General features: G+C 51.6%; 25 protein-coding genes. 15 read left to right on the forward strand and 10 right to left on the reverse strand.

The window, feature by feature from the left end; all coding sequences use genetic code 11:
* Positions 1-57: 57 nt before the first annotated feature.
* Positions 58-588, reverse strand: a complete 531-nt coding sequence (locus tag CLV44_RS00865) for a phage integrase N-terminal SAM-like domain-containing protein (protein WP_106590307.1) — start codon at positions 586-588, stop codon at positions 58-60.
* A gap of 236 nt (positions 589-824) precedes the next feature.
* Here CLV44_RS00865 and CLV44_RS00870 point away from each other — a divergent pair, with 236 nt between their 5' ends.
* The 9 genes from CLV44_RS00870 (at position 825) to CLV44_RS00910 (ending at position 6,279) form a co-directional block, all read left to right on the forward strand.
* Positions 825-1,331 carry a hypothetical protein gene (locus tag CLV44_RS00870; RefSeq protein ID WP_106590214.1) on the forward strand — a complete coding sequence of 169 codons (507 nt, stop codon included), beginning with the start codon at positions 825-827 and terminating at the stop codon, positions 1,329-1,331.
* 97 nt (positions 1,332-1,428) lie between these two features.
* Positions 1,429-2,061: a DUF998 domain-containing protein gene (locus CLV44_RS00875; protein WP_106590215.1), complete on the forward strand. Its 633-nt coding sequence runs from the start codon at positions 1,429-1,431 to the stop codon at positions 2,059-2,061.
* A 75-nt stretch (positions 2,062-2,136) separates the two neighbouring features.
* Complete coding sequence (locus tag CLV44_RS00880) at positions 2,137-2,679, forward strand: hypothetical protein (RefSeq protein WP_106590216.1); 543 nt, start codon at positions 2,137-2,139, stop codon at positions 2,677-2,679.
* A 56-nt stretch (positions 2,680-2,735) separates the two neighbouring features.
* A complete protein-coding gene (locus tag CLV44_RS00885) occupies positions 2,736-3,170 on the forward strand; it encodes a hypothetical protein (RefSeq protein ID WP_010323070.1) in 435 nt (144 codons plus the stop codon).
* 105 nt (positions 3,171-3,275) lie between these two features.
* Positions 3,276-3,686 (forward strand): DUF4279 domain-containing protein, encoded by a 411-nt coding sequence (locus CLV44_RS00890; protein ID WP_106590217.1) that lies wholly within the window; start codon positions 3,276-3,278, stop codon positions 3,684-3,686.
* Positions 3,687-3,789: 103 nt separating this feature from the next.
* A complete protein-coding gene (locus CLV44_RS00895) occupies positions 3,790-4,191 on the forward strand; it encodes a hypothetical protein (RefSeq protein WP_106590218.1) in 402 nt (133 codons plus the stop codon).
* Positions 4,192-4,320: 129 nt separating this feature from the next.
* A complete protein-coding gene (locus tag CLV44_RS00900) occupies positions 4,321-4,902 on the forward strand; it encodes a hypothetical protein (RefSeq protein ID WP_106590219.1) in 582 nt (193 codons plus the stop codon).
* Positions 4,903-5,214: 312 nt separating this feature from the next.
* A complete protein-coding gene (locus CLV44_RS17680; RefSeq protein WP_106590308.1) occupies positions 5,215-5,682 on the forward strand; it encodes an HNH endonuclease in 468 nt (155 codons plus the stop codon).
* Between the two features lie 3 nt (positions 5,683-5,685).
* Positions 5,686-6,279, forward strand: coding sequence for a hypothetical protein (locus tag CLV44_RS00910; protein WP_146139967.1), 594 nt, complete (start codon positions 5,686-5,688; stop codon positions 6,277-6,279).
* Between the two features lie 34 nt (positions 6,280-6,313).
* Here the strand turns inward: CLV44_RS00910 and CLV44_RS00915 are convergent, their stop codons facing one another.
* On the reverse strand, positions 6,314-6,682 hold the full coding sequence (locus tag CLV44_RS00915; RefSeq protein WP_425436387.1) for a transposase: 369 nt from the start codon (positions 6,680-6,682) through the stop codon (positions 6,314-6,316).
* A 327-nt stretch (positions 6,683-7,009) separates the two neighbouring features.
* Between CLV44_RS00915 and CLV44_RS00920 the strand changes: the two genes are divergently transcribed.
* Both CLV44_RS00920 and CLV44_RS00925 read left to right on the forward strand, forming a co-directional pair.
* Complete coding sequence (locus CLV44_RS00920; RefSeq protein WP_106590221.1) at positions 7,010-7,426, forward strand: VOC family protein; 417 nt, start codon at positions 7,010-7,012, stop codon at positions 7,424-7,426.
* A 33-nt stretch (positions 7,427-7,459) separates the two neighbouring features.
* On the forward strand, positions 7,460-8,308 hold the full coding sequence (locus tag CLV44_RS00925; protein ID WP_106590222.1) for a mechanosensitive ion channel family protein: 849 nt from the start codon (positions 7,460-7,462) through the stop codon (positions 8,306-8,308).
* A gap of 203 nt (positions 8,309-8,511) precedes the next feature.
* Here the strand turns inward: CLV44_RS00925 and cspE are convergent, their stop codons facing one another.
* The 5 genes from cspE to minC all read right to left on the reverse strand — a co-directional run bounded on the left by cspE (position 8,512) and on the right by minC (position 13,142).
* A complete protein-coding gene (gene cspE / locus CLV44_RS00930; protein ID WP_106590223.1) occupies positions 8,512-8,718 on the reverse strand; it encodes a transcription antiterminator/RNA stability regulator CspE in 207 nt (68 codons plus the stop codon).
* A 286-nt stretch (positions 8,719-9,004) separates the two neighbouring features.
* The gene (locus CLV44_RS00935) at positions 9,005-11,095 is read right to left on the reverse strand and encodes a methyl-accepting chemotaxis protein (RefSeq protein WP_106590224.1); all 2,091 of its coding nucleotides are present in this window, start codon (positions 11,093-11,095) and stop codon (positions 9,005-9,007) included.
* Between the two features lie 203 nt (positions 11,096-11,298).
* Positions 11,299-11,547, reverse strand: coding sequence for a cell division topological specificity factor MinE (gene minE, locus CLV44_RS00940; protein WP_106590225.1), 249 nt, complete (start codon positions 11,545-11,547; stop codon positions 11,299-11,301).
* Complete coding sequence (minD, locus tag CLV44_RS00945; protein WP_106590226.1) at positions 11,547-12,359, reverse strand: septum site-determining protein MinD; 813 nt, start codon at positions 12,357-12,359, stop codon at positions 11,547-11,549. The genes minE and minD overlap by 1 nt, the downstream gene beginning before the upstream one ends.
* Positions 12,360-12,392: 33 nt before the next feature.
* On the reverse strand, positions 12,393-13,142 hold the full coding sequence (gene minC / locus CLV44_RS00950) for a septum site-determining protein MinC (RefSeq protein ID WP_146139968.1): 750 nt from the start codon (positions 13,140-13,142) through the stop codon (positions 12,393-12,395).
* 159 nt (positions 13,143-13,301) lie between these two features.
* Here minC and CLV44_RS00955 point away from each other — a divergent pair, with 159 nt between their 5' ends.
* Together CLV44_RS00955 and cysG are read left to right on the forward strand one after the other, a co-directional pair.
* The gene (locus tag CLV44_RS00955; protein ID WP_106590228.1) at positions 13,302-13,673 is read left to right on the forward strand and encodes a glutaredoxin family protein; all 372 of its coding nucleotides are present in this window, start codon (positions 13,302-13,304) and stop codon (positions 13,671-13,673) included.
* A 100-nt stretch (positions 13,674-13,773) separates the two neighbouring features.
* Complete coding sequence (cysG, locus tag CLV44_RS00960; protein ID WP_106590229.1) at positions 13,774-15,177, forward strand: siroheme synthase CysG; 1,404 nt, start codon at positions 13,774-13,776, stop codon at positions 15,175-15,177.
* 17 nt (positions 15,178-15,194) lie between these two features.
* Here cysG and nhaD read toward each other — a convergent pair whose 3' ends face one another.
* A complete protein-coding gene (gene nhaD / locus CLV44_RS00965) occupies positions 15,195-16,436 on the reverse strand; it encodes a sodium:proton antiporter NhaD (protein ID WP_170069221.1) in 1,242 nt (413 codons plus the stop codon).
* Positions 16,437-16,531: 95 nt separating this feature from the next.
* Between nhaD and CLV44_RS00970 the strand changes: the two genes are divergently transcribed.
* Entirely contained in the window at positions 16,532-16,813 is a 282-nt protein-coding gene (locus CLV44_RS00970; protein ID WP_245912554.1) for a GIY-YIG nuclease family protein, read from the forward strand.
* A gap of 48 nt (positions 16,814-16,861) precedes the next feature.
* Positions 16,862-17,158 carry a hypothetical protein gene (locus CLV44_RS00975; protein WP_106590232.1) on the forward strand — a complete coding sequence of 99 codons (297 nt, stop codon included), beginning with the start codon at positions 16,862-16,864 and terminating at the stop codon, positions 17,156-17,158.
* A 15-nt stretch (positions 17,159-17,173) separates the two neighbouring features.
* Here CLV44_RS00975 and purT read toward each other — a convergent pair whose 3' ends face one another.
* Together purT and CLV44_RS00985 are read right to left on the reverse strand one after the other, a co-directional pair.
* The gene (purT, locus tag CLV44_RS00980; protein ID WP_106590233.1) at positions 17,174-18,355 is read right to left on the reverse strand and encodes a formate-dependent phosphoribosylglycinamide formyltransferase; all 1,182 of its coding nucleotides are present in this window, start codon (positions 18,353-18,355) and stop codon (positions 17,174-17,176) included.
* A gap of 193 nt (positions 18,356-18,548) precedes the next feature.
* The gene (locus CLV44_RS00985) at positions 18,549-20,309 is read right to left on the reverse strand and encodes a DEAD/DEAH box helicase (protein WP_106590234.1); all 1,761 of its coding nucleotides are present in this window, start codon (positions 20,307-20,309) and stop codon (positions 18,549-18,551) included.
* Positions 20,310-20,379 lie beyond the last annotated feature (70 nt).

Here is a 20,379-nt window from a genome sequence, read left to right on the forward strand (position 1 = left end):
ATGCCGGGCAGCAGGGACGCAAGAATGCCATCCAGATGTATGCAGCATCTTTATATCTCAGCACCTCAGCACAGCCGTGGCTGTCATCAGCGGCTGCTGCCAGCCCTTGTCGTTAATCACCCGAACTTGCCTGTAGTCGAAATCGACATCCTTGACTCTAAGGCGTACCAGTTCAATGCGTCGCAACCCCGAACCGTACAGCATGGCCGTCATCAGATAGTGGACACCCGTCAGTTGACTAAGCAGAGCAGCCACTTCCTTGCTTGTCAGTACAACGGGCAGTTTGCGTGGTTTGCGGGACGGGCGAAATCCGGACAGGTCGCCCACCGTTTGTCCCAGGAATTTGGTTTTAAGAAAAACGATGGCATTCAAGGCAAGTGCCTGGGTAGCAGCCGCGACGTTGCGGTCGGTGGCAAGAAAAGTCAGAAACCGAATGATGTCCTCATCATGCAGCTGACTTGGGTGGCGCTTGCCGCTATACAGAATGAAATACTTGATCCAGTAAAGATATGTGCTGATCGTCCGCCGGCTGTAGCGTTGGACCTGCATAAAGTCCTCAACGGATTTGAGAAAGGGAGAGCTCGACATGTACCACACCTCATCCATGAAATGTATGCAGACCGTTATACCCGCTGGGTGATGTGATGTCGAGAAAAGCACCTTTTTTTCTGGGTACTTTAGTACGAAGTTATTGTATTTCAATGAATTATGAAGCGGTTGTCAGGATTAAAAGGTATACCCGCTAATAATTATTATGAGGTCGCAGACCTCATAAATAGACTGTTATGCACTAATGCTCAGCTAGGAGCACATAGGAGAGAAAGATGGATTTTGACAAGCTCGCATACCCAGAAACATTGACTATCGCAGGCACGGAATACAAAGGGAAACGCAACATGTCCAAAGGTCAAGTTCTGGTGCCATACACAGATGAACCAGATGTAGGTATTGGCGATGTTATTACTCAGAAATCAGGTAAGCGTGAAATACATCTCAAAGTTATAGATGCTTCATTCCTAGAGGACGGATCTTTAGGGGTAGGTACTACGCATCCTCACATGCTGACTCTTAAAGTCGAAAACACAACTGCACAGCCTCATGTTACTAAACACGGTGATTCAACTTTCAATATTGGATCAATAAATGGCGAAAATGTACAAGTTGGTAACAGTAATACATTGACAACTAATGTCACCATTCAGGAGTTAGCGGAAAAGATCGCTAAAAGTGATGATCCTGAGGCCAAATCAAAACTGAAAGAGTTTTTACAAAACAGCACTGTTGGTAGCCTTATTGGTGCAGGTGCTTCAGCTTTGATAGGCATATTGTAAGTGCATAACAAAGCCAGCCAATTCGCCAGCAAGCTGGCTGGACTCGTTTCACTCGCCATTGCTGGCAGGCGTTAGCTGTCACGAAGGAATCGTAGTAATGAATGGAAGTTTAAATCGCTGGTACTATTTTTCAGGATTATTAGCCCCAATTTGGTTACTTCTTGGGGTGGTAATTGCGGGAAGCCTTTATCCAGAATATAGCCATTACAATCAGGCTATGAGTGAGCTTGGTGCTAAAGGATCACCAACGCATATACTTTCCCCGATTATTAATAATTATCCATTGAGCGTGCTATTCATGCTTTTTGGTATTGGTATTGTCAAAACATTTACCACTTCAAAATTGGCTCGCATTTCTGGAGTATTGATTATTATTCATGGGTTAAGCAGTTTTTCAGCAGGCTTTTTCTCGTGTGATGTTGGTTGTTCTCTAGAGTCACCATCAAGAGAACAAAATATACATAATATTTCTGGCTTAATACTGTTTTTTAGCCTCTTATTTTCAAGTTTGATATGGATATTTATATCTAATCGTTGTTTGGGAGTGAAATGGTTTGGCTGGTTTTCACTAGCGTGCTCTCTTGTTGCTGTAGCGTTATTACCGCTTATGGCAGGAGCAGTAGAATCAGGAGAGGGTTTTGGTTTATATCAACGGCTTAACTATGGCTCTCAAGCTTTGTGGGTTTTCGTATTCTCATTGATTTTACTGCGGCTCAAGGTAACCAGCTAACAAGCAAAGGCAGGCGGATGCTGCGCACCGCTGCTTTGGGCGTTAACTCTATAAACTCAACAAAAAGGAAAACACATGAAAATTTTAAAAACCTTATCAATTGCAGGCGTCGCTTTTTACACTGTTGGCTGCACACATATGACAAGTAACTATGGAGCCTCTCCAGATAACGTAGATAAAATAAGAAACTCCGGTATTACAGAGTTATCAGTAGGTGAGTTTGTTTCAAAGAATAGCGATACCACTTCAATAACCTGCAGAGCAGCGGGTCCGGTGAAAAACCAGAATAATGTTAGCTTCGAGAACTATATTGAAAACGCAATTAAAAACGACTTAGAAATGGCCGGTGTGTACAAAGAGAGCTCTAATATTAAAATCTCTGGCGCTATAGAAAAACTAGATTTTAACTCCAATATCGGTGCCGGGAAGTGGATGATAAATGCAACAATTTCATCGCCTAAATCACAAGGGTACACTGTACAGAGCACGTATAATTTCTCTACAAACTTTGTTGCCGACAAAGCTTGTCAACAAGTTGCTCAAGCGTATGAACCAGCCGTTGAAAATTTTATTAACCAAATTGTGACTCACCCAGAATTTTCATCATTAGCAAAATAATTATTATGAGGTCGCAGACCTCATAACTAGACTGTTATATTTTTTGAGAGATTATCATGGAACGAAAAAACTCAATATTTGGAATAGTCGGTATCCTCTTGGGTAGCATTGCTTTATTACTCTCACTTACTCATTTCTGGGCAGGTCCTTTTTCTCCACAACCAACTATCGAAACTGTAGTAGCAGAGAAGGCTGCATCTATTCGTAGTGCGGCTCTAAGTGCATTGAAGGGTGAGGAGCCGATCCAGGAGTACCAAACCTCAAGCTGGGATTTAGATAGGGCAACTGAGGTCATAACAGCTGTGTTAGGTGGGTTAGCATTCATCCTGAGTATCGTTGGCTTTGCCAGGCATGAGCCTAAACGTGTTGTCGGTGGTGCTGCAGCATTGGGTATCAGTGCTGTCGCATTTCAATTCATTGCAATGTATGCAATGGCACTACTAGTCGTAATCTTAATTGCAGCCGTATTATCTGGGTTAGGTGTTGGGTAAAAAATATAACAAAGCGTTGAAAATCGTTCGCTTTGCTCACTGGGACCTCAAAAGCTACGCTTTTTCGTCCCTTTAACGAAGCGTTAGCTTTTCCGGAGATACTACATGGAAGACAACGAATGCCGGGTTTATTTTGGTCTATATGGAGACGATTTTGACCCAAAGGAGATAACGAGCATTCTAGGAATAGATCCTACCTCTACAAAACGGAGAGGTGAAAATGTACCCAATAGTGTTCCAAAATTTAGTTCTTGGACTCTCTCTACTGGTAATGCTGCTGGGGATTCTGCCGATGTATACGAACTGTTTTCAGAGATAGTCAATAAACTTCAGCCAAAGAAGGACCTAATAATTGAAGCAATGAGAAGATTCAGTGCTTTTTCAAAGCTACAAGTCGTCTTATCTATCTCTATAAAAGAAAATGTGTCGACACCAGGAATAGGATTCGATGTAGATACAATAAAATTTTTTGGGGAAATCGGTGCTTTCATCGATATCGACACCTACAAAGAGTGAAGCTAACAAAATGGTGTTGTTCGCCGCTGTCGCGGCTGGGACCTCCACTACGCTGGCGCTTCGTTCCGGCCCCAAACCACGGCGTTAGCTTTAAGGAATAACTATGAAAGGATTGACCAATAAACTCCAAACACCATCGGACTTGTTAAAAAAGCTAAAACATGACTTTAATCGATTAGAAAATAGTCCCGGTGATGTTTATGTTGCTTTTGATTTCTTTGTTACTGCAGAGCAGATGCCTGACTGGATAGATGATAGAAGTATCAGGAAAAAACATAATGTATTGACGATATTGTCTCATATCGCTAACTGTGCTAAACACTTTAAAGTAGATAGACATCAATCAGTTGAATATACTACATCATACTCATCTGAGAATTTGGATAAAATAATGATAAAAGTTATTGGAAATAATGAAGATATAGAAAGTGAAGAAATAGAAGCAGTTGCGTTCGCAAAAGAAGTATTAAATTTTTGGGAAGAATTTTTATCCGAAGAGGGCTAACAAATTGCAGCACGTGGACCCACGTTACGCGGCTCAAATTTATGGCTCGCTGCGCTCACCTTACCATAAATTTGGACCACTCTACGTGGTCCAGTGTGCAAGGCGTTATGCATCTAGGTAGATGGAGCAATGGAAGCGAGACCTAATAAATCCGAAGAGTTATTCCTCAGTCTTGGGTACAACCGGTTTTACGACTTGTTCGATGAGATCATGATGGATGATTTCTGGGCCAAAGAGGATTGCTATAGGTTTGGCAAAGTGTCGAGCATCTTTGCGGTTTATGCCGAGCTTTTAGCTTATGAGCCATTCAAGCATGTACTTGAAGCCCTAAAGACACAGCGTCCTCCGATGGAATCTGAGATTGGAGGCCCTCTGTTTAAGTTCGTGCGCAACATACTCGCTCATTTTCCCGTATTTGAAACATGGGATGAGGTGTGGGTGAGTAAGGAGCTAGTAAATTGGCAGAGAGAAGGCCTGACGATTGACCGCTTCCTAAAGAAGTATGCAGGCCACGATGAAGTGAAGTATCGCTTCTGGGAAGCAGATAAAAAACGGATGACCTATATGAGTATTCGTTTTCCCAAAAAATATGACGACAACAAGATATATCTTAAGGATATGATCGAAGAAAAAGACGGAGTGAAATTTTCACTCATAATGATGCGCCAGATACTTAATACACAAGTAGAGTCAGTTGGTGAGAAGGCATAACAAACAAAGGCAGCGGACGCCAAAAAGCGGCGCTCGCTGCCTTTGTTTGTTATGCGCCTGACTAGGAAGTTAGCCGAGGATATTATGTGTAGGAAACAAAAAAACTGCGTCGAACTTGGCACGGACCCAAACTTATGGAATCGTCGCGCACCTTTGCCTGTACCCGATTGGTTCCACGATGAGCTTATAAAATTTGTAGCGGCGGTATCTGAGGCCGCGAATGGCAAGGTATCGGAGTCCATTCGTCTGCTTGGTGAGGTCCGGGATTCAGACTTGAGACAATGGTATGTCGAACACGGCCAGCTGTCTGGCATGTATAGAGCAAACTACTTTGACCTTGCTGTTCCTAAATCCCCTGAAGTCCCTCTTGATCCGATTCGCTCACCTGACCGGCATGCTAAGGAAGTTCTTTCACGTGACGGCTATAGGTGTAGGTACTGTGGCTTGAGGGTGGTACCAAAGAATGTGCTGGCCGCCTACAGCGAAGCTGTCGGTTCTGAAGTTTTTCGCGTGACAGGAACTAATGCTCAACGTCATGGAGTCGTTCTCGCTTTTCGCGCCAATGTCGACCATGTGGTTCCCTGGAACCTCGGCGGTAGGACAGTCCCGGAAAACCTTGTCACGGCATGCTGGGCGTGTAACTACGGGAAATCTGGGTACACTCTGGAACAAATAGGCCTTGAAGACCCGCGGGCGTATCCACCTGAAGTTGATAACTGGGACGGACTAACCAGCTTACGTGTTCCGCTGCGGGCAGTCACCCGTGCAGAAAGCGCATAACCAGTGAATCAAGCCGACCGATTTTCCGCTGCCGCTCCAAATCAGCGGTTTATTCAAGGCGTTATGCCTCGTGAGGAATCGATGACAGAGCACGTATTTACAGTTCCAGCTGACTATGGATGTTTAGCAATACTCGATCCTGAAAAATACGTTGGTTTCGTATCTGAAGATTGGGCGATTGAAGGTTTAAAGAAACACTTCATCAATCAAAACAAGAATGGGTCTCTAATTTCTTGGGGCTGTAGCTACGGAAATTGGATTATAAAATTGGCTATTGGTCCATCGAATGATGCTGGCTATCGATCATTTGTATCTGGCTTTAAAACCAATGGTAAAGTACTTCTAACAACGTACGAAAGCCTAACGATGGCCGCCCAATTTGAAGATGTTACGCTACCTGAAGCGCATGAAATAAAGCAGGTTGTAGAGGTACAGCCAGGAAACTATAAGGTTACTGTGACTCAGCTGTTTCACACTGATCAAGCAGAATCAGATGAGGTATTTAATCAAAAAACACCTCACTATCTAGTTTCACTAGAGCCTGCAAATGAAGAGGTAGACCCAGTAATGGAGGTGCCGTGGTTCGAGGGCTACTAAGGCTAACAAGTGACTGTGGTGTCCAGTTAAATATTTAAGCCATATTTTCGCCCCAGCGTGTCTCGTTCTTGAGCATGGTGTTGAGCACCACGATCAGCTTGCGCATGCAGGCAATGATGGCAACCTTGGGCAGTTTGCCCTGAGCTTTAAGGTGTTCGTAAAAACGTTTGAACACGGGGTTGCACTGGATGGATGACAGCATTGCCATGAACATGACCGTGCGGATACGGTGACGACCTCCTCGGATGCGTCGTTTGCAGTTCCAGGAGCCACTGTCACGGTTCATCGGTGCGACGCCGACGAGAGCTGCAATTTCCTTACGGTTGAGTTTGCCCAGTTCTGGCAGTTCACCGATGAGGGTGTACGCCAGCACTTTTCCAACACCGAGGATGCTGGTAAGAATCTCGACTTTGGTACGCTAGTGTTTGACCTGCATGACCGCTTCATCAACTTGGCGAGTGATGGTATCGATCGGTTTTTGCAGTGAACGCAGCAAGGCTTTGATCGAACGGTGCAGCGGTTTAGGCGAGCACACCGATGGCCTGGGCGTAACGCCGTCGACACCGACGTCGATATCGGTTTGGCTTTCGCTGATGTTGATAATAAGCTGACTTTGCCTTGCTGTGAGGGCTCAGGGCCTCAGTGACTGTTCGAGTTATCGTTCTCGCACAAGATCCACCAAGCCTCGGTTGGCCTGCGCGGTGTTATGTGTCCGAAGGAGTGAATTCCGATGAAACCCAGAATTAGCATGATCACGCTCGGCGTGCATGACCTCGAGAAAGCAATAAAATTCTACGAAGAGGGTCTTGGTTTTCCACGTATGGAATCTCCGCCTTCCGTCGCCTTTTTTACGTTAAATGGTACATGGTTGGGGTTGTATGGCTGGGACGACCTGGCTGAAGATGCTCAAGTGCCGGCGAATGGTGAAGGCTTTTCCGGTTTCTCTCTCGCGCACAATGTACCTTCTGAAGCGGAGGTGGATTTGGTTATAAGCCAGGCGTTGGCTGCGGGTGCGGAGGTTGTGAAAAAGCCCCAAAAAGTATTCTGGGGTGGCTACAGTGGTTATTTCAAAGACCTGGATGGCCACCTATGGGAGGTTGCTTATAACCCCCTATGTTGGGTTGGTCCGGTAGATGAAAATACATGATAATCGCAATATGTTGGAAAATGGAGTCAAGGTATGGATGAGACGGTAAAGCAGGAGTTGATGCAGTTTCAGGAGATCTACACTCTGGTGGTAGAGTTCTTCGTCAATTACAGCTTCCAGATACTCGGTGCGATTATCATTCTGTTGCTGGGGCTCTGGGTCGCCAGCAAGGTGTCCAGCTGGTCGCTGGCGTTGATGCAACGACACAATCTGGATATCACGTTAAGTCGTTTCATCGCCAGCTGCGTCAAGATTCTGGTGATCGCCATGGTAGCGGTGGTGGCGCTGGGCAAATTGGGTGTCAGCGTAACGCCGCTGTTGGCGATGATTGGTGCTGTCGGTTTGGGGGCAGGGCTGGCGGTTCAAGGATTGTTGTCCAACTACAGTGCCGGGCTTACCATCGTGCTGACGCGGCCGTATGTGGTGGGGGATACCATTACTGTGCAGGGCGTGACCGGGCTGGTGAAAGAGGTGCATCTGTCGCACACGCTGCTGACCAATGAGGATGGGGTCGAAATCCTCATACCCAACAAGTACGTTGTCGGTGAGATCATTCACAATTCCCACGCCAATACATTGGCCGAAGTATCGATCGATATTGCCTACAGTGCTGATCCTGAGCGGGCGAGCACTTTGCTGAAGTCGGCGCTGGCTACTTTTGGGGATGAGATCTGTCTGGATCCTGCGCCGCAGGTTGGCATTGAGGCGTTTGGTGAAAGTGGTATCACTTTGGGTGTGCGGGTCTGGATACCGACCGAGCAGTACTATGATCTACTGTACCGCATCAACCTGGTGCTGTTTAACGCGTTGAAACAAGAAGGGATTGAGATTCCGTTCCCGCAGCGTGAAGTACGGTTGCTGAATACAGCTTCGGCGGCCTGATAGCGATTTTATGTTTGTAGGGCTCTGCCGTCTTCGTCAGGGCCTTTTCTTTCTTCATGCGGGTAAGCGTGTTGTTTTTGTAGAGGGGGCTCTGGGGAGCAGGGTTGATAGGATGGTGATCCAGAAGGTCGGGTGTGAATTTAGGGCATAAAAAAACGAGCCACATGGGCTCGTTCTTTTTGTCAGCTTACTAAACGCAAGGTTTAGAGAGCGACGATGTTCTCAGCCTGAGGACCTTTCTGGCCCTGAGTAACTGTGAACTCGACCTTCTGGCCTTCAGCCAGGGTCTTGAAGCCTGAACCGGAGATAGCGCTGAAGTGAGCGAAAACGTCCGGGCCATTTTCCTGTTCGATGAAACCGAAACCTTTAGTTTCGTTGAACCATTTTACTGTGCCAGTAGTTGTAGACATAATATTAATCTCGATCTGAGTATGTTATATGAACCCTTGGGCGTATGCTGTCCAGGTTCGGATAGTGCTTAGGTAATTTTGGTACTTATGAAAACAGAACGAGGTACTTACTACTAGGCAGGACGTCGAAATGGTGCATAAATTCTTGTTTTACTCTTAAGCCCGTTCAGAATACACCAGCTGGCGCTGACGTCAAAGCTTTATTTCATTTTAGTTGGATTTATTTGCGTACAGAAGGCGGGTATTCAGGTGTCAGAGCAGCCCGAGAGGGGCTGCCCTGATGGGGTCAGACTTTGAAACGTCCCAGCTGCTGGTCCAGTCGTGCGGCGCTGTCAGACACTTCCTGGCCCAGTAATGTCACCTGGGTGGCGGCCTCGGCAAGGGTGTCGGCGGCATCGCCAATGCTGGTGATGTTGCGGTTAATCTCTTCGTTCACCATGCTCTGCTCTTCGGCAGCGGTGGCTACCTGGGTTGTGTTCTCAGAGATAGAGGTAATACGGTTGGAGACGCCTTCCAGCCGTTCGTAGCTGTTGCGGCTTTCTTCGACTGTCTGGCTGGCGCGGCTGCGGCATTGCTGCATTTGCTCGACGCTGCCGTCCACATCACGCTTGAGCGCAGAGATCAAATTGTCGATCTCGCCGGTGGCGTCCTGGGTGCGGCTGGCAAGGCCGCGAACTTCGTCGGCGACGACGGCAAAGCCACGGCCCTGATCGCCTGCCCGGGCAGCCTCGATGGCGGCGTTAAGGGCTAACAGGTTGGTCTGTTCCGCGATGCCGCGAATGGTTTCGATGATCGAGTAGATCTCGTCGCTGCGCTTGGCCACGCTACCAATACTGTCGGACGCGTCATTCAGTGCGCTGGACATGCTGTCGATTTCGTCGACGGTGGCACGTAATGTCTTGCGGGTGTCACCAATCTCGGTATCGGCACTATGCACGTCTTGTGCTGTTTGACCGGCGAGGTTAGCGACTTCAGTCGCCGTTGATGTCATCTCATTAGTAGCGGCGGCGACCCCTTGCAGCTGTTTCTGCTGATCTTCAGTCGAGGCGCGTGTTTGCTGTGCCGTGGTGGCCAGGTTGGTTGCGCTCTGCTGTAGCTGACCGGAGAGTACGATCAGTTCCTGAATCAGTGCGCGGATTTTGCGCGCAAAGCTGTTGAAACCATCGGCAACCGCGTTCAGTTCTGCATGATTGGAAGGTTCCAGTTCGTGTGTCAGATCGCCTTCGGCACCGCCCAATGCCTGCATGCGTTGGCCCAGTTGTGCCAGCGGCTTGGTAATACTGGAAATGAACAGGTTTACGGCCACCAGCGTTACCAAAAGGATACCTGAGGCAATCATCAGCAGGTTCCGTGTGGTGCTTTCGCGATTGCTCTGCATGGAGGCTTCCAGTTCGTTCAGTTCGGCAAAGGCCACGCTGCGTGGCACTTCAACCACAATGCGCCAGCGGGCATCGGCAATCTCCATTGGTTGTTCAAACAAGATGTTATCTGATGTGTCGGACTGTGCCTTCAATTCCTTGAGCAGCCGAGGGGCGGCAGTACTGACGGGCTGACCTGCACTGCCTGGGTAGCGGCTGGAGGCGATGATCTGATTGTTCGTGCTCAACAGGGTGATACCGGCCTCACCCTTGTACAGGGTGCGGGACAGTTCTTCGGCCAGCTGCTGCAGGGCAGGCAGGTTGACATCGGTGCCGGCAACGCCAATAAAGCGACCGGCATGCATGATGGGAACCGTCAATGAGGTCATCAGAATGGAATTGCCTGCAGATATTTCGTACAGGTAAGGTTCCAGCATACAGTTACGTTTGGTGTCACGCGGGCAGAGGTACCATTCAGACTTGCGGGTACCATTGGCGTTGAGGGTGGTGTCGTACTTGCTGGACGGGTCTTCAGTCGGGTAGAAAGTGATGTCGCTGCCTTCGCGAACCCAATACAGATCCAGCGTGCCTTCATTCGAGCTGTGTTGCAGGTCACCCTTGAACAGACTGTCGAACATGTCGTAACCGTTGGGCTCGAACTGGGCATACATGGAATTGACGTTGTTGTTGGATTCAAGCTGTGCTCGAACCAGATCGCGGGCCGACTGGCGCGAAATCATCTGATCAGTATTGGCTGTGGAGCCCATGAATGTTGCCAGCGCTAAAACGGAGTCGAAGCCGCTCTGCAGGCGTTGGCGGATATCCACTTCAATCTGGTCGGCGGTCAGGTGTAATTGCTCTTTGACGCTGCGCTGGATGATATCTGTAGTGTCTTCGACAGCCGTATCGATAGATGTTTGGTAGGAGCTTAGTGCCAGGTAAATCACGACGCCGAGGGACAATAAAATGGCGCAAGCCGATCCCGCGAGTAGTTTGAAACGTATGGAGAGGTTAGTCATCGTCCGTGCCTTGATATGTAATCAGCGGAGGAGATGGGTCGTGCATTCCGGCGCGACTGTTATCTCGAGAGGTCTTAGGCATGCATCAGCTCCTGTGATGGCATGCATGAATCTATGTATAGGTAACGAGAGGGGAGTTGTCGAGAGTGATTATACTGGCAAAAGGTGAAACGGGGATGACAAATCCCCGTTCAATGTTACTTTTATCCCTTTTCGGGCAAGGTAACGTTTAGTTCGAGAATGGAGCAGTCTTCATCCAGGTTGATCTGGATGTCTTCGGTTGAAACGTCAACATATTTGGCGATTACTGCCAGTATTTCCTGCTGCATTTGCGGCAGGTAATCAGGCTGAGTACGCTGGTTGCGCTCGTAGGCAACGAGGACTTGCAGACGTTCTTTGGCGACGCTGGCGGATGTCTGTTTGTTCGATCGAAAATAGTTCAGAATGCCCATTAGCCCTTCCGTCCAAATACCCGGCTGAGGAAACCTTTGCGTTCCACGTTGAGGAAGCGATGTTCGCGGTCTTCGCCGAGAAAGCGTGCAATGGCATCATCGTAGGCTTTGCCGGCATCGCTGTCGGCGTCCAGAATGACAGGAACGCCCTGGTTTGATGCCTTGAGTACCGCTTCTGACTCTGGCACGACACCCAGCAGCGGGATAGCCAGGATCTCTTTGACGTCTTCGACGCTGAGCATTTCGCCGGCATCAACCCGTGCAGGATTGTAGCGGGTCAGCAGCAGATGTTCCTTAACGGTGCCGCCCTGTTCGGCTTTGCGAGACTTGCTCTGCAATACGCCGAGAATGCGGTCCGAGTCACGTACGGAGCTTACTTCCGGGTTGGTCACAACAATGGCGGTATCGGCAAAGTAGAGTGCCAGCTGTGCACCTTTCTCAATACCGGCAGGGGAGTCGCAGACAATGTAGTCGAAGCTTTCAGCCAGTTCGTTGAGAACGGTTTCAACGCCTTCAACACTCAGTGCATCCTTGTCGCGGGTTTGGGAGGCCGGCAGGATGTAAAGGTTCTCGGTACGCTTGTCGCGGATCAACGCCTGGTTGAGCGTAGCTTCCTTGTTGATGACGTTGACAAAGTCGTAGACCACGCGGCGTTCGCAGCCCATGATCAAATCGAGGTTGCGCAGGCCTACGTCGAAGTCGATTAGAACGGTTTTAAAGCCCTTAAGGGCCAGACCAGTACCGATCGCGGCGCTGCTGGTGGTTTTGCCAACGCCCCCTTTACCGGATGTGACAACGATTATTTCAGCCATGCATCTGTATCCATCAATCTGGGAAGCGGTTAATTAAAGTGGAACTGTATCCAGTCGAGAGCCGCGGAGCAATGCCTGAATGGGCTGTTGCCAGCATTCGGCGTGCAGATCTTCGCTGGTTTTGAAATAGCCGGCGATGGAAATCAGCTCGGCTTCCATGCTTTGGCAAAAAATGCGGGCGTCAGTATTGCCATCGACACCGGCCATGGCGCGTCCACGCAAGGGGCCATACACATGGATATTACCGTCAGCGATCACTTCTGCACCGGCGCTGACGGCGGCCAGAATAATAAGGTCAGAGCCACGTGCGTAGACCTGCTGGCCTGAACGTACCGGTGTGGTAATGACCTTGGTCGCCGCAGCGGGTGCTGGCTGTTCCGGTTCCGGTGTGACGGGTGTGGCTTCTGCAGGGGCGCTTTTGGGCGCACGGCGCTGGTGGCTGAAATCAGCCAGATGCAGCGTTTCGCAGAGGGCAACGGAGGTATCGGGATCGGCTTTTAGGCCAACAGGAACCAGTGACAGCTTACGACACAGGCTCAATAGTTGGTTGAGCGTGTCGGTGTCAGGTGTGCTTTCCAGCTGCTGCAAGTTGACGATGACTGGCATGTTACTGAACAACATAGGAACTTTGGCAGCATGTGCAGCCAGTTGAGGAGCCAGCAAGTCGGGGTCGCTGGCGGTCAGAATCAGTTCGTTGAGCGAGGCTCGTGTACTTTTGAACTGAAAACAGAGGGCGTTAGGATCCTGATTCTCGGCTTGGGCCATGGCGATTGTCTTGCTCACAGAGATGTCGTTGAGAAGGAACGTGTCACGGGTCTTAATAAGGTAACCATATCATGTAACCACTTATGGCCGACAGGTATCATATTGGGTCGCTCAGTTTTTTGATCCTGGTCATTGTAGTACACTGCGCCATCATTCTTGAACGGGAGCTGAAGTCACATGAAAGCTGTTCGCTGGGTCTTGGGCCTGATTGTTATGGGTCTGCATTATTTGACACTGCCGCGTCGCGGAAAGCGTTCCCCGCAGGAGCAGCAGCAAGTTGAGTCGGCGCTGGCCGACTACAAGCTCTATCAGCTGCCGACCTGTCCTTTTTGCGTCAAGGTGCGCCGTGCGATGCGCCGCTTGAACTTGCCCATTGAGCTGCGTGATGTGCGTGCCGACGGTCGTCATCGTCAGGATCTTACCAATGACGGTGGCAAAATGAAGGTGCCATGTCTGCGTATCGACCATGCGGATGGTCACAGCGAATGGATGTACGAGTCCAGTGAGATAGTTGCCTATCTCGAGCGCCGTTTTCCATTGCAGAAATAATTCGTCATATCTCTTAAAGTCATAATAAAAATATTTTTTATTACTTAAAAAGTGACTATAGTATCCCGGTATCAAGCTGTGCCGTACTGGAGTCACAACGATGGATTACCTGCCGCTTTTTTTTGACCTCAAACAACGCCCCGTCCTGATGGTGGGCGGTGGCGATATTGCCCTGCGCAAAGCCCGCTTGCTGACGCGTGCGGGTGCGCACATTACCGTGGTAGCTCATGCGGTACTGCCGGAGCTGCAGCAGATGCTGGATATGCATCATGGGCAGGTGTTGATCGGTGAATATCATCCAGAACTGATCGACGGCAAGGTGCTGGTGCTGGCGGCAACCGATGATGATGGCCTCAATGAACGGGTCCATTATGATGCGGTGGCGTGCAATGTTCCGGTCAATGTAGTTGATAATCCCAAGCTCTGTACGTTCGTATTTCCGGCGATTGTAGACCGTTCACCCATCGTGATCGGGATCAGCTCGGGCGGTCAGTCGCCGGTATTGGCCCGGTTGCTGCGAGCCAAGCTGGAAACCTGGATTCCGACCGGGTATAGCCGTCTTGGTCAGTTGGTCGGCCGTCTGCGTGACAAGGTCAAGGCGCGCTTTGATACGGTCAATGAGCGGCGCGTGTTCTGGGAGTCGGTACTGCAGGGGCAGGTCGCGGAGCGGGTTTTTGCGGGTCAGGAGGCCGAGGCCGAAGCCTTGCTGGAAGAGCAGATTAAAATCGGCAATGCATCACACCAGGTCGGTGAGGTTTATCTCGTGGGTGCCGGTCCCGGTGATCCCGAGTTGTTGACCTTCAAGGCACTCAGGCTGATGCAGCAGGCGGACGTTGTGCTGTATGACCGCCTGGTCTCTCCGGACGTGCTTGATCTGTGCCGTCGTGATGCGGATTTGATTTTTGTGGGCAAGCAGCGTGATAACCATGCGGTGCCCCAGGAAGGTATCAACCAGCTGTTGATTGACCATGCCCTAATGGGCAAGCGGGTTGTGCGCCTGAAGGGGGGCGATCCGTTTATCTTCGGGCGTGGTGGTGAAGAGTTGGCCGAGCTGAAGAAGGCCGGTATTCCGTTTCAGGTGGTGCCGGGCATTACGGCTGCCAGCGCCTGCTCCAGCTATGCCGGTATTCCGTTGACTCATCGTGATTATGCCCAGTCGGTGAAGTTCGTTACTGGGCAGCTGAAAAACCGTACTACCGAGCTCAATTATGCCGAACTGATACAGCCCAATCAGACGATCGTGTTCTATATGGGGCTGCACACGCTGGATTTGTTGTGTGCCGGGCTGGTTGCCCATGGCAAGCCGGCCGATACACCGGCAGCGATCGTGTCCCGAGGCACGTCCAGAGATCAACAGGTATTGGTCGGAACGTTGGCTACGCTGGCGCAGCAGCAGGCCGAGGCGCAGTTGCCTGCGCCGGCCTTGGTCATTGTAGGTGAGGTAGTCGAGCTGCAATCGCAGCTGTCCTGGTTTGGCGAGGAACGCTCACCCGTCAGTACTTGACCGGTGAGCGGGGCAGGTCAGTGCAGCGCCTGCCCGACCAGATAACTGCCGGCAAAGCCGCAACTGTATGCAACCAGGATAACTCCCGAATAGCGCATGAAGCTGATGAAGGTGATCGCTTCCACCTTGCTCATGGCGACAATGCCAGCGGCAGAGCCGATCACCAGCAGCGACCCTCCGACACCCACGGCATAGGTCAACGTCAACCAGTTGGCGGCATCCATATCGATGTCCGACTTCAACAGTGCAGCGGTCAGCGGTACGTTGTCTACCAGCGACGAGAGCAGTCCCATCACAAAGTTGGCACCGGTTGTGGGCAACAGTTCATAGACCTTCACCAGTGAATCCAGTACGCCGATCTCTTTCATCATGCCGACCAGCAGCAATATACCCAGGAAGAACAGCAGGGTATCGAACTCGATGACGCGGATGTAGTCGAGCAGGCTTTCACGTTCATCATCCCGGTAGCACAGGCGTCCGATCAGGAACATGATTGACAGCCCGAACAGGAAGGTCAGCAGGGGCGGTACGGAGGCGATGACGTTGAGGATGATGGTCGAGATGATGGTCAGCAGGAAGATGAACGCAATCATCATGCCGACCTTGTCATCGCGGCGCGGACTGGGGCTGATGACCACTTCGCCGCTGAGCTTTAACGACATCAATCCGGCCAGCAGCATGACGCTGGCCAGTGCCGGTAGGCTGAGCCAGAGTAGATCATCGATGGCCACTTTCTGCTGCATGAAAATCATCAGCGTGGTTACATCACCGGTAATCAGCGCGACCCCGCCCGAGTTCACCGCAAATACCACCATGACCGCAAAGCGGACCGTTTTCTTGGCATCCAATTTCAGCGACAGGACCAGGGCAATGGAGATGAGTGTGGCGGTGATATTGTCGGAGAGCGAGGAGAAAAAGAAGGCAAAACCCGCGACCAGGAACATCAATTTACGTTCGCTGAGCCGTTTTGGCAGGACTTTGTAGATAAGTGTTTCGATCAGGCCCTGGTGGTTAAGAAAGGCTACGAAGGTCATGGCAGCCATCAGAAAGAGCCAGAGGCTGGCTATTTCGAGAATGTTTTCGTCCAGTTTTTCCTGAATCAGGTGGCTATCGGCACCGTGTGGCGGGAATAAAAAGAGCAGTAACCAGGCAAGTGTGCCGAGAAAAAGTGTCGTTTTCGCCTTGTTGATGTGTACCACATCTTCCAGCACGATCATCAGGAAGGCGAGGCCTGCGATCGCTAATAATAGTGTTTGCATCGGCTTTACCGAGCCCCCAGAATTGTTTGAAAGCGCGATTTTACGCCTCTGCCGAGTGCGGCAACAGGGGCAGAATGCAAGTTGGTGCCAAAGCAGTGAAAAAAGACTGGTCGGTTTATATCCTTAAATGCAGTGATGGCAGTTTGTATACCGGTGTAACCACGGATACCGCCCGTCGTCTGGCGGAGCATAATGGTGATCATCCGGGGCGTGGTGCGCGTTATACCCGTGCGCGCCGGCCGGTTCAGCTTGTATGGCAAGAGGCGGGCCATGATCGGGGCTCGGCGCTCAGGCGCGAGTATGCCGTGAAGCGGCTGCGTCGCAGTCAAAAAGAACAGTTGCTTGCGGCTATGGTGTCTTCATTGGCAGACATGTAGGTGTTACTATTGTGAAACACTTATTTCATTTTCAGGTTTTGATGCGGTATGTTCAAAATCAACAAGCTAAAACTGTTCCCGACCAATAGCCACCCACAAGGCCGTGGCGTATTGCCATGGTATGAATGTGTGGGGCAGAAAGTGTTTCGCAGTTACGGCCATCCGGAGGGAGCCTCCACAGAGGCTGAATTCCTGGTGCAGGCGGATCGACTGATCCCGCTGTTGCAGCGAGATGCGGAGTTGCCGGGTGCGCCCTGGTTTATACGGCGCGAAGACCGGTTCTATCCGGGCTATGGCCACCCGCAAGGGGGTGGCCGGCTACCCTGGTTTGAAATCAGGCACTGATCAGGACTCGATTGATCAGAACTCTACACGAACCGTTTGTGCACACAGGCGGGCCTTTTCACGCGCAGTGTCGATATCATCAGCTCGGGCAAGCGCGACGCCCATGCGTCGGCGGCCATGAATTTCCGGTTTGCCGAACAGGCGCAGGTCCGTGTCCGGCACGGCCAGGGCCGCCTGTAGGTGGGCAAAGCAGGTTTGGCGCGATTCACCGGTTGGCAGCACAACGGCGGATGCGGACGGGCCGTGTTGACGGATCAGCGGGATAGGCAGATTCAGTATGGCGCGGGCGTGCAGGGCAAATTCTGACAGATCCTGTGAAATCAGCGTGACCATGCCGGTGTCGTGTGGGCGCGGTGATACTTCACTGAAGATCACGTCATTGCCGCGGATAAACAGTTCGACGCCGAAGAGCCCGTGTCCACCCAACGCGGCAGTAACCTTGCTGGCCATCTCCTCTGCCGCCTGACGTGCGGCAGGAGTCATGACCTGAGGTTGCCAGGACTCGCGGTAATCACCCTCTATCTGAGTATGACCGATCGGTTCACAGAAGCTGGTGCCGCCAATATGGCGTACGGTCAGCAGCGTGATCTCGTAGTCGAATTCAACAAACCCCTCGACGATGACGCGTCCGCCACCGGCACGGCCGCCTTCTTGCGCATACTCCCATGCAGCCTCAATCTGATCGACGTCTTTGATCGTGCTCTGGCCTTTACCGGATGAGCTCATGATCGGTTTGACGACACAGGGCAGGCCGATGGTTTCCACGGCTTGTTTAAAGCTTTCCAGATCACCGGCAAAGCGGTAGGGCGAGGTTTTCAAGCCCAGTTCTTCGGCGGCCAGGCGACGGATGCCTTCACGGTTCATGGTGAGCTGGGTGGCGCGTGCGTTGGGAATGACGTTGAAGCCTTCCTGTTCCAGCTCTGCCAGAGTGTCGGTGGCGATCGCTTCGATTTCGGGCACGATATAGTGAGGTTTTTCCTGTTCGATAACGGCCCGCAGGGCATCGCCGTCCAGCATGGATATAACGTGAGAGCGATGGGCAACTTGCATTGCCGGTGAATTGGCATAACGGTCGACAACAATGACTTCAACGCCCAGGCGCTGCAGTTCGATTACAACTTCTTTGCCAAGTTCGCCGCCGCCGCACATGAGAACGCGGGTCGCCGAAGCGGATAAGGGGGTGCCCAAAGTGGTCATGGCCAGACGCTCCAAATTGAAAAAGATTCACGCATTATAGGGTGGCGTGGGAGGTAAAGGCTAATGTGCTGGCTATACTGGGGAGAATGAGAGGAGTTCTTCGCTCCATACCTTCAGGTATGGTCTTGATCGGGCTGAGAAGCCCAGTCAGGCTGCCCATTGCGGGCAGCCTTTTTTCTGTGCGTACTACTGATCAGCTTTTGCGCGGTGCCGGGCGACGCGCAGGTGCTTTACCGCTGGGAGCCTGATTGCGCGGACGGCGAGGAGTTGATGACTCCTGCCAGGGGCGCAGGTCCAGACGCTGACCACAGACGCGCGCACGCTTCAGGGTCTGCAGCTGGCCGGCTTCCAGATCTTTCGGCAGGTCAACGCAGCTGAATTCATCAGCGATGTTGATACGACCGATCAGGCGGCTTTCAATGTTGGCTTCATTGGCGATGGCGCCAACGATGTTGCCCGGCTTAACGCCATGCAGGTGACCAACACCGATCCAGTAGCGTTCCATGCCTTCGGACACAGGATCCTGGCGCGTAGCAGCACCACGACGGGGGCGTTCGCCACCGCGCTCACCGCCACGTTCGTTACGTTCCGGGCGCTCGCGTACCTGACGGTTCGGGTCCTGCTCGTTTTCGTTCATCCACAACGGCTTGTCGGCGTGCATCAACGCCAGTGTTGCGGCCATCAGCTGTTCTGGTGACAGTTCCGATTTTTCCTGCAGAGCAGCAATCAGCGGCTCATACTCGCTCAAGTCGGCTTTTTCAGCAGCGGCCAGGATCTTCGTCTGCAGGCGCTCGGCGCGCAACAGGTTGATCTCTTTGGCGGTCGGCATCTGCAGTGTTTCCAGCGGCTGGCGCGTGGTGCGTTCAAGCTGCTTGAGCAGACGCTGTTCGCGCGGTGCTACGAACAGGATTGCATCACCACTACGGCCAGCACGGCCAGTACGGCCGATACGGTGGATGTAGGATTCGTTATCGTAAGGGATGTCGTAGTTGATAACATGACTGATACGTTCAACGTCCAGACCACGGGCAACAACGTCAGTAGCGATAACGATATCGAGCTCGCCTTTCTTCAGTTTGGAGACGATGCGCTCACGCTGTACCTGCGCGATATCGCCGTGCAGAGCTGCAGCCGGGAAGCCCGCGCGGGTCAGTTCGTCTGCCAGGGTTTCGGTCGCAGTTTTGGTGCGTACGAAAACCAGGGCTGCTTCATGTTCGTGCTGTTCCAGGACGCGGGTCAGTGCCTGGGTTTTGGTCATGCCACGCACGGTCCAAACGCGCTGGCGGATAGTGCTGGCCGTTGCGGTCTGAGCCTGAATTTTGATCAGGGCCGGATCGTTCAGGTAGTTTTCCGCGATGTGACGGATCGCCTGCGGCATGGTGGCCGAGAACAGGGCGATCTGGCGCTGAGCGGGGGTGTGCTGCAGAACCCATTCGACGTCGTCGATGAAGCCCATGCGCAGCATTTCGTCGGCTTCGTCGAGGACCAGAGCCTGCAACTTGTCCAGCTGCAGTGTGCCGCGACGGATGTGGTCCATGACGCGGCCCGGAGTGCCGATGATAACCTGTGCACCACGACGCAGGCCGCGGATCTGGCTGTCATAGCCCTGACCACCGTAGATGGACAGCGTGCGCAGTCCCGGCAGGTGCTTGGAGTACTTTTCACAGGCAGTCGCCACCTGCAGAGCCAGTTCGCGCGTCGGCGCAAGAATCAGCATCTGCGGATGGTTAGCTGCGGTATCGATGCGCTGCAACAAAGGCAGTGCGAATGCGGCTGTTTTGCCAGTACCGGTCTGAGCCATGCCCAGCAGATCTCGCCCCTCAAGCAGCGGAGGGATACTCCGAGCCTGGATCGGCGATGGAGTTTCGTAGCCAACGTCGGCCAGAGCGTTGAGAATAGGGGCGGACAGTCCCAAATCGCCAAAGGTGGCGGGGCTGGTATCAGTGTTGGACATGCTTTGAGTTATACCTGGGTCTTAAGAGGAGGAGAAAGACTGCGATATACACTTACAACTGCAGTTCTTT

It is taken from the genome of Marinobacterium halophilum (genome assembly GCF_003014615.1).
Classification (GTDB): Bacteria; Pseudomonadota; Gammaproteobacteria; order Pseudomonadales; family Balneatricaceae; genus Marinobacterium; species Marinobacterium halophilum.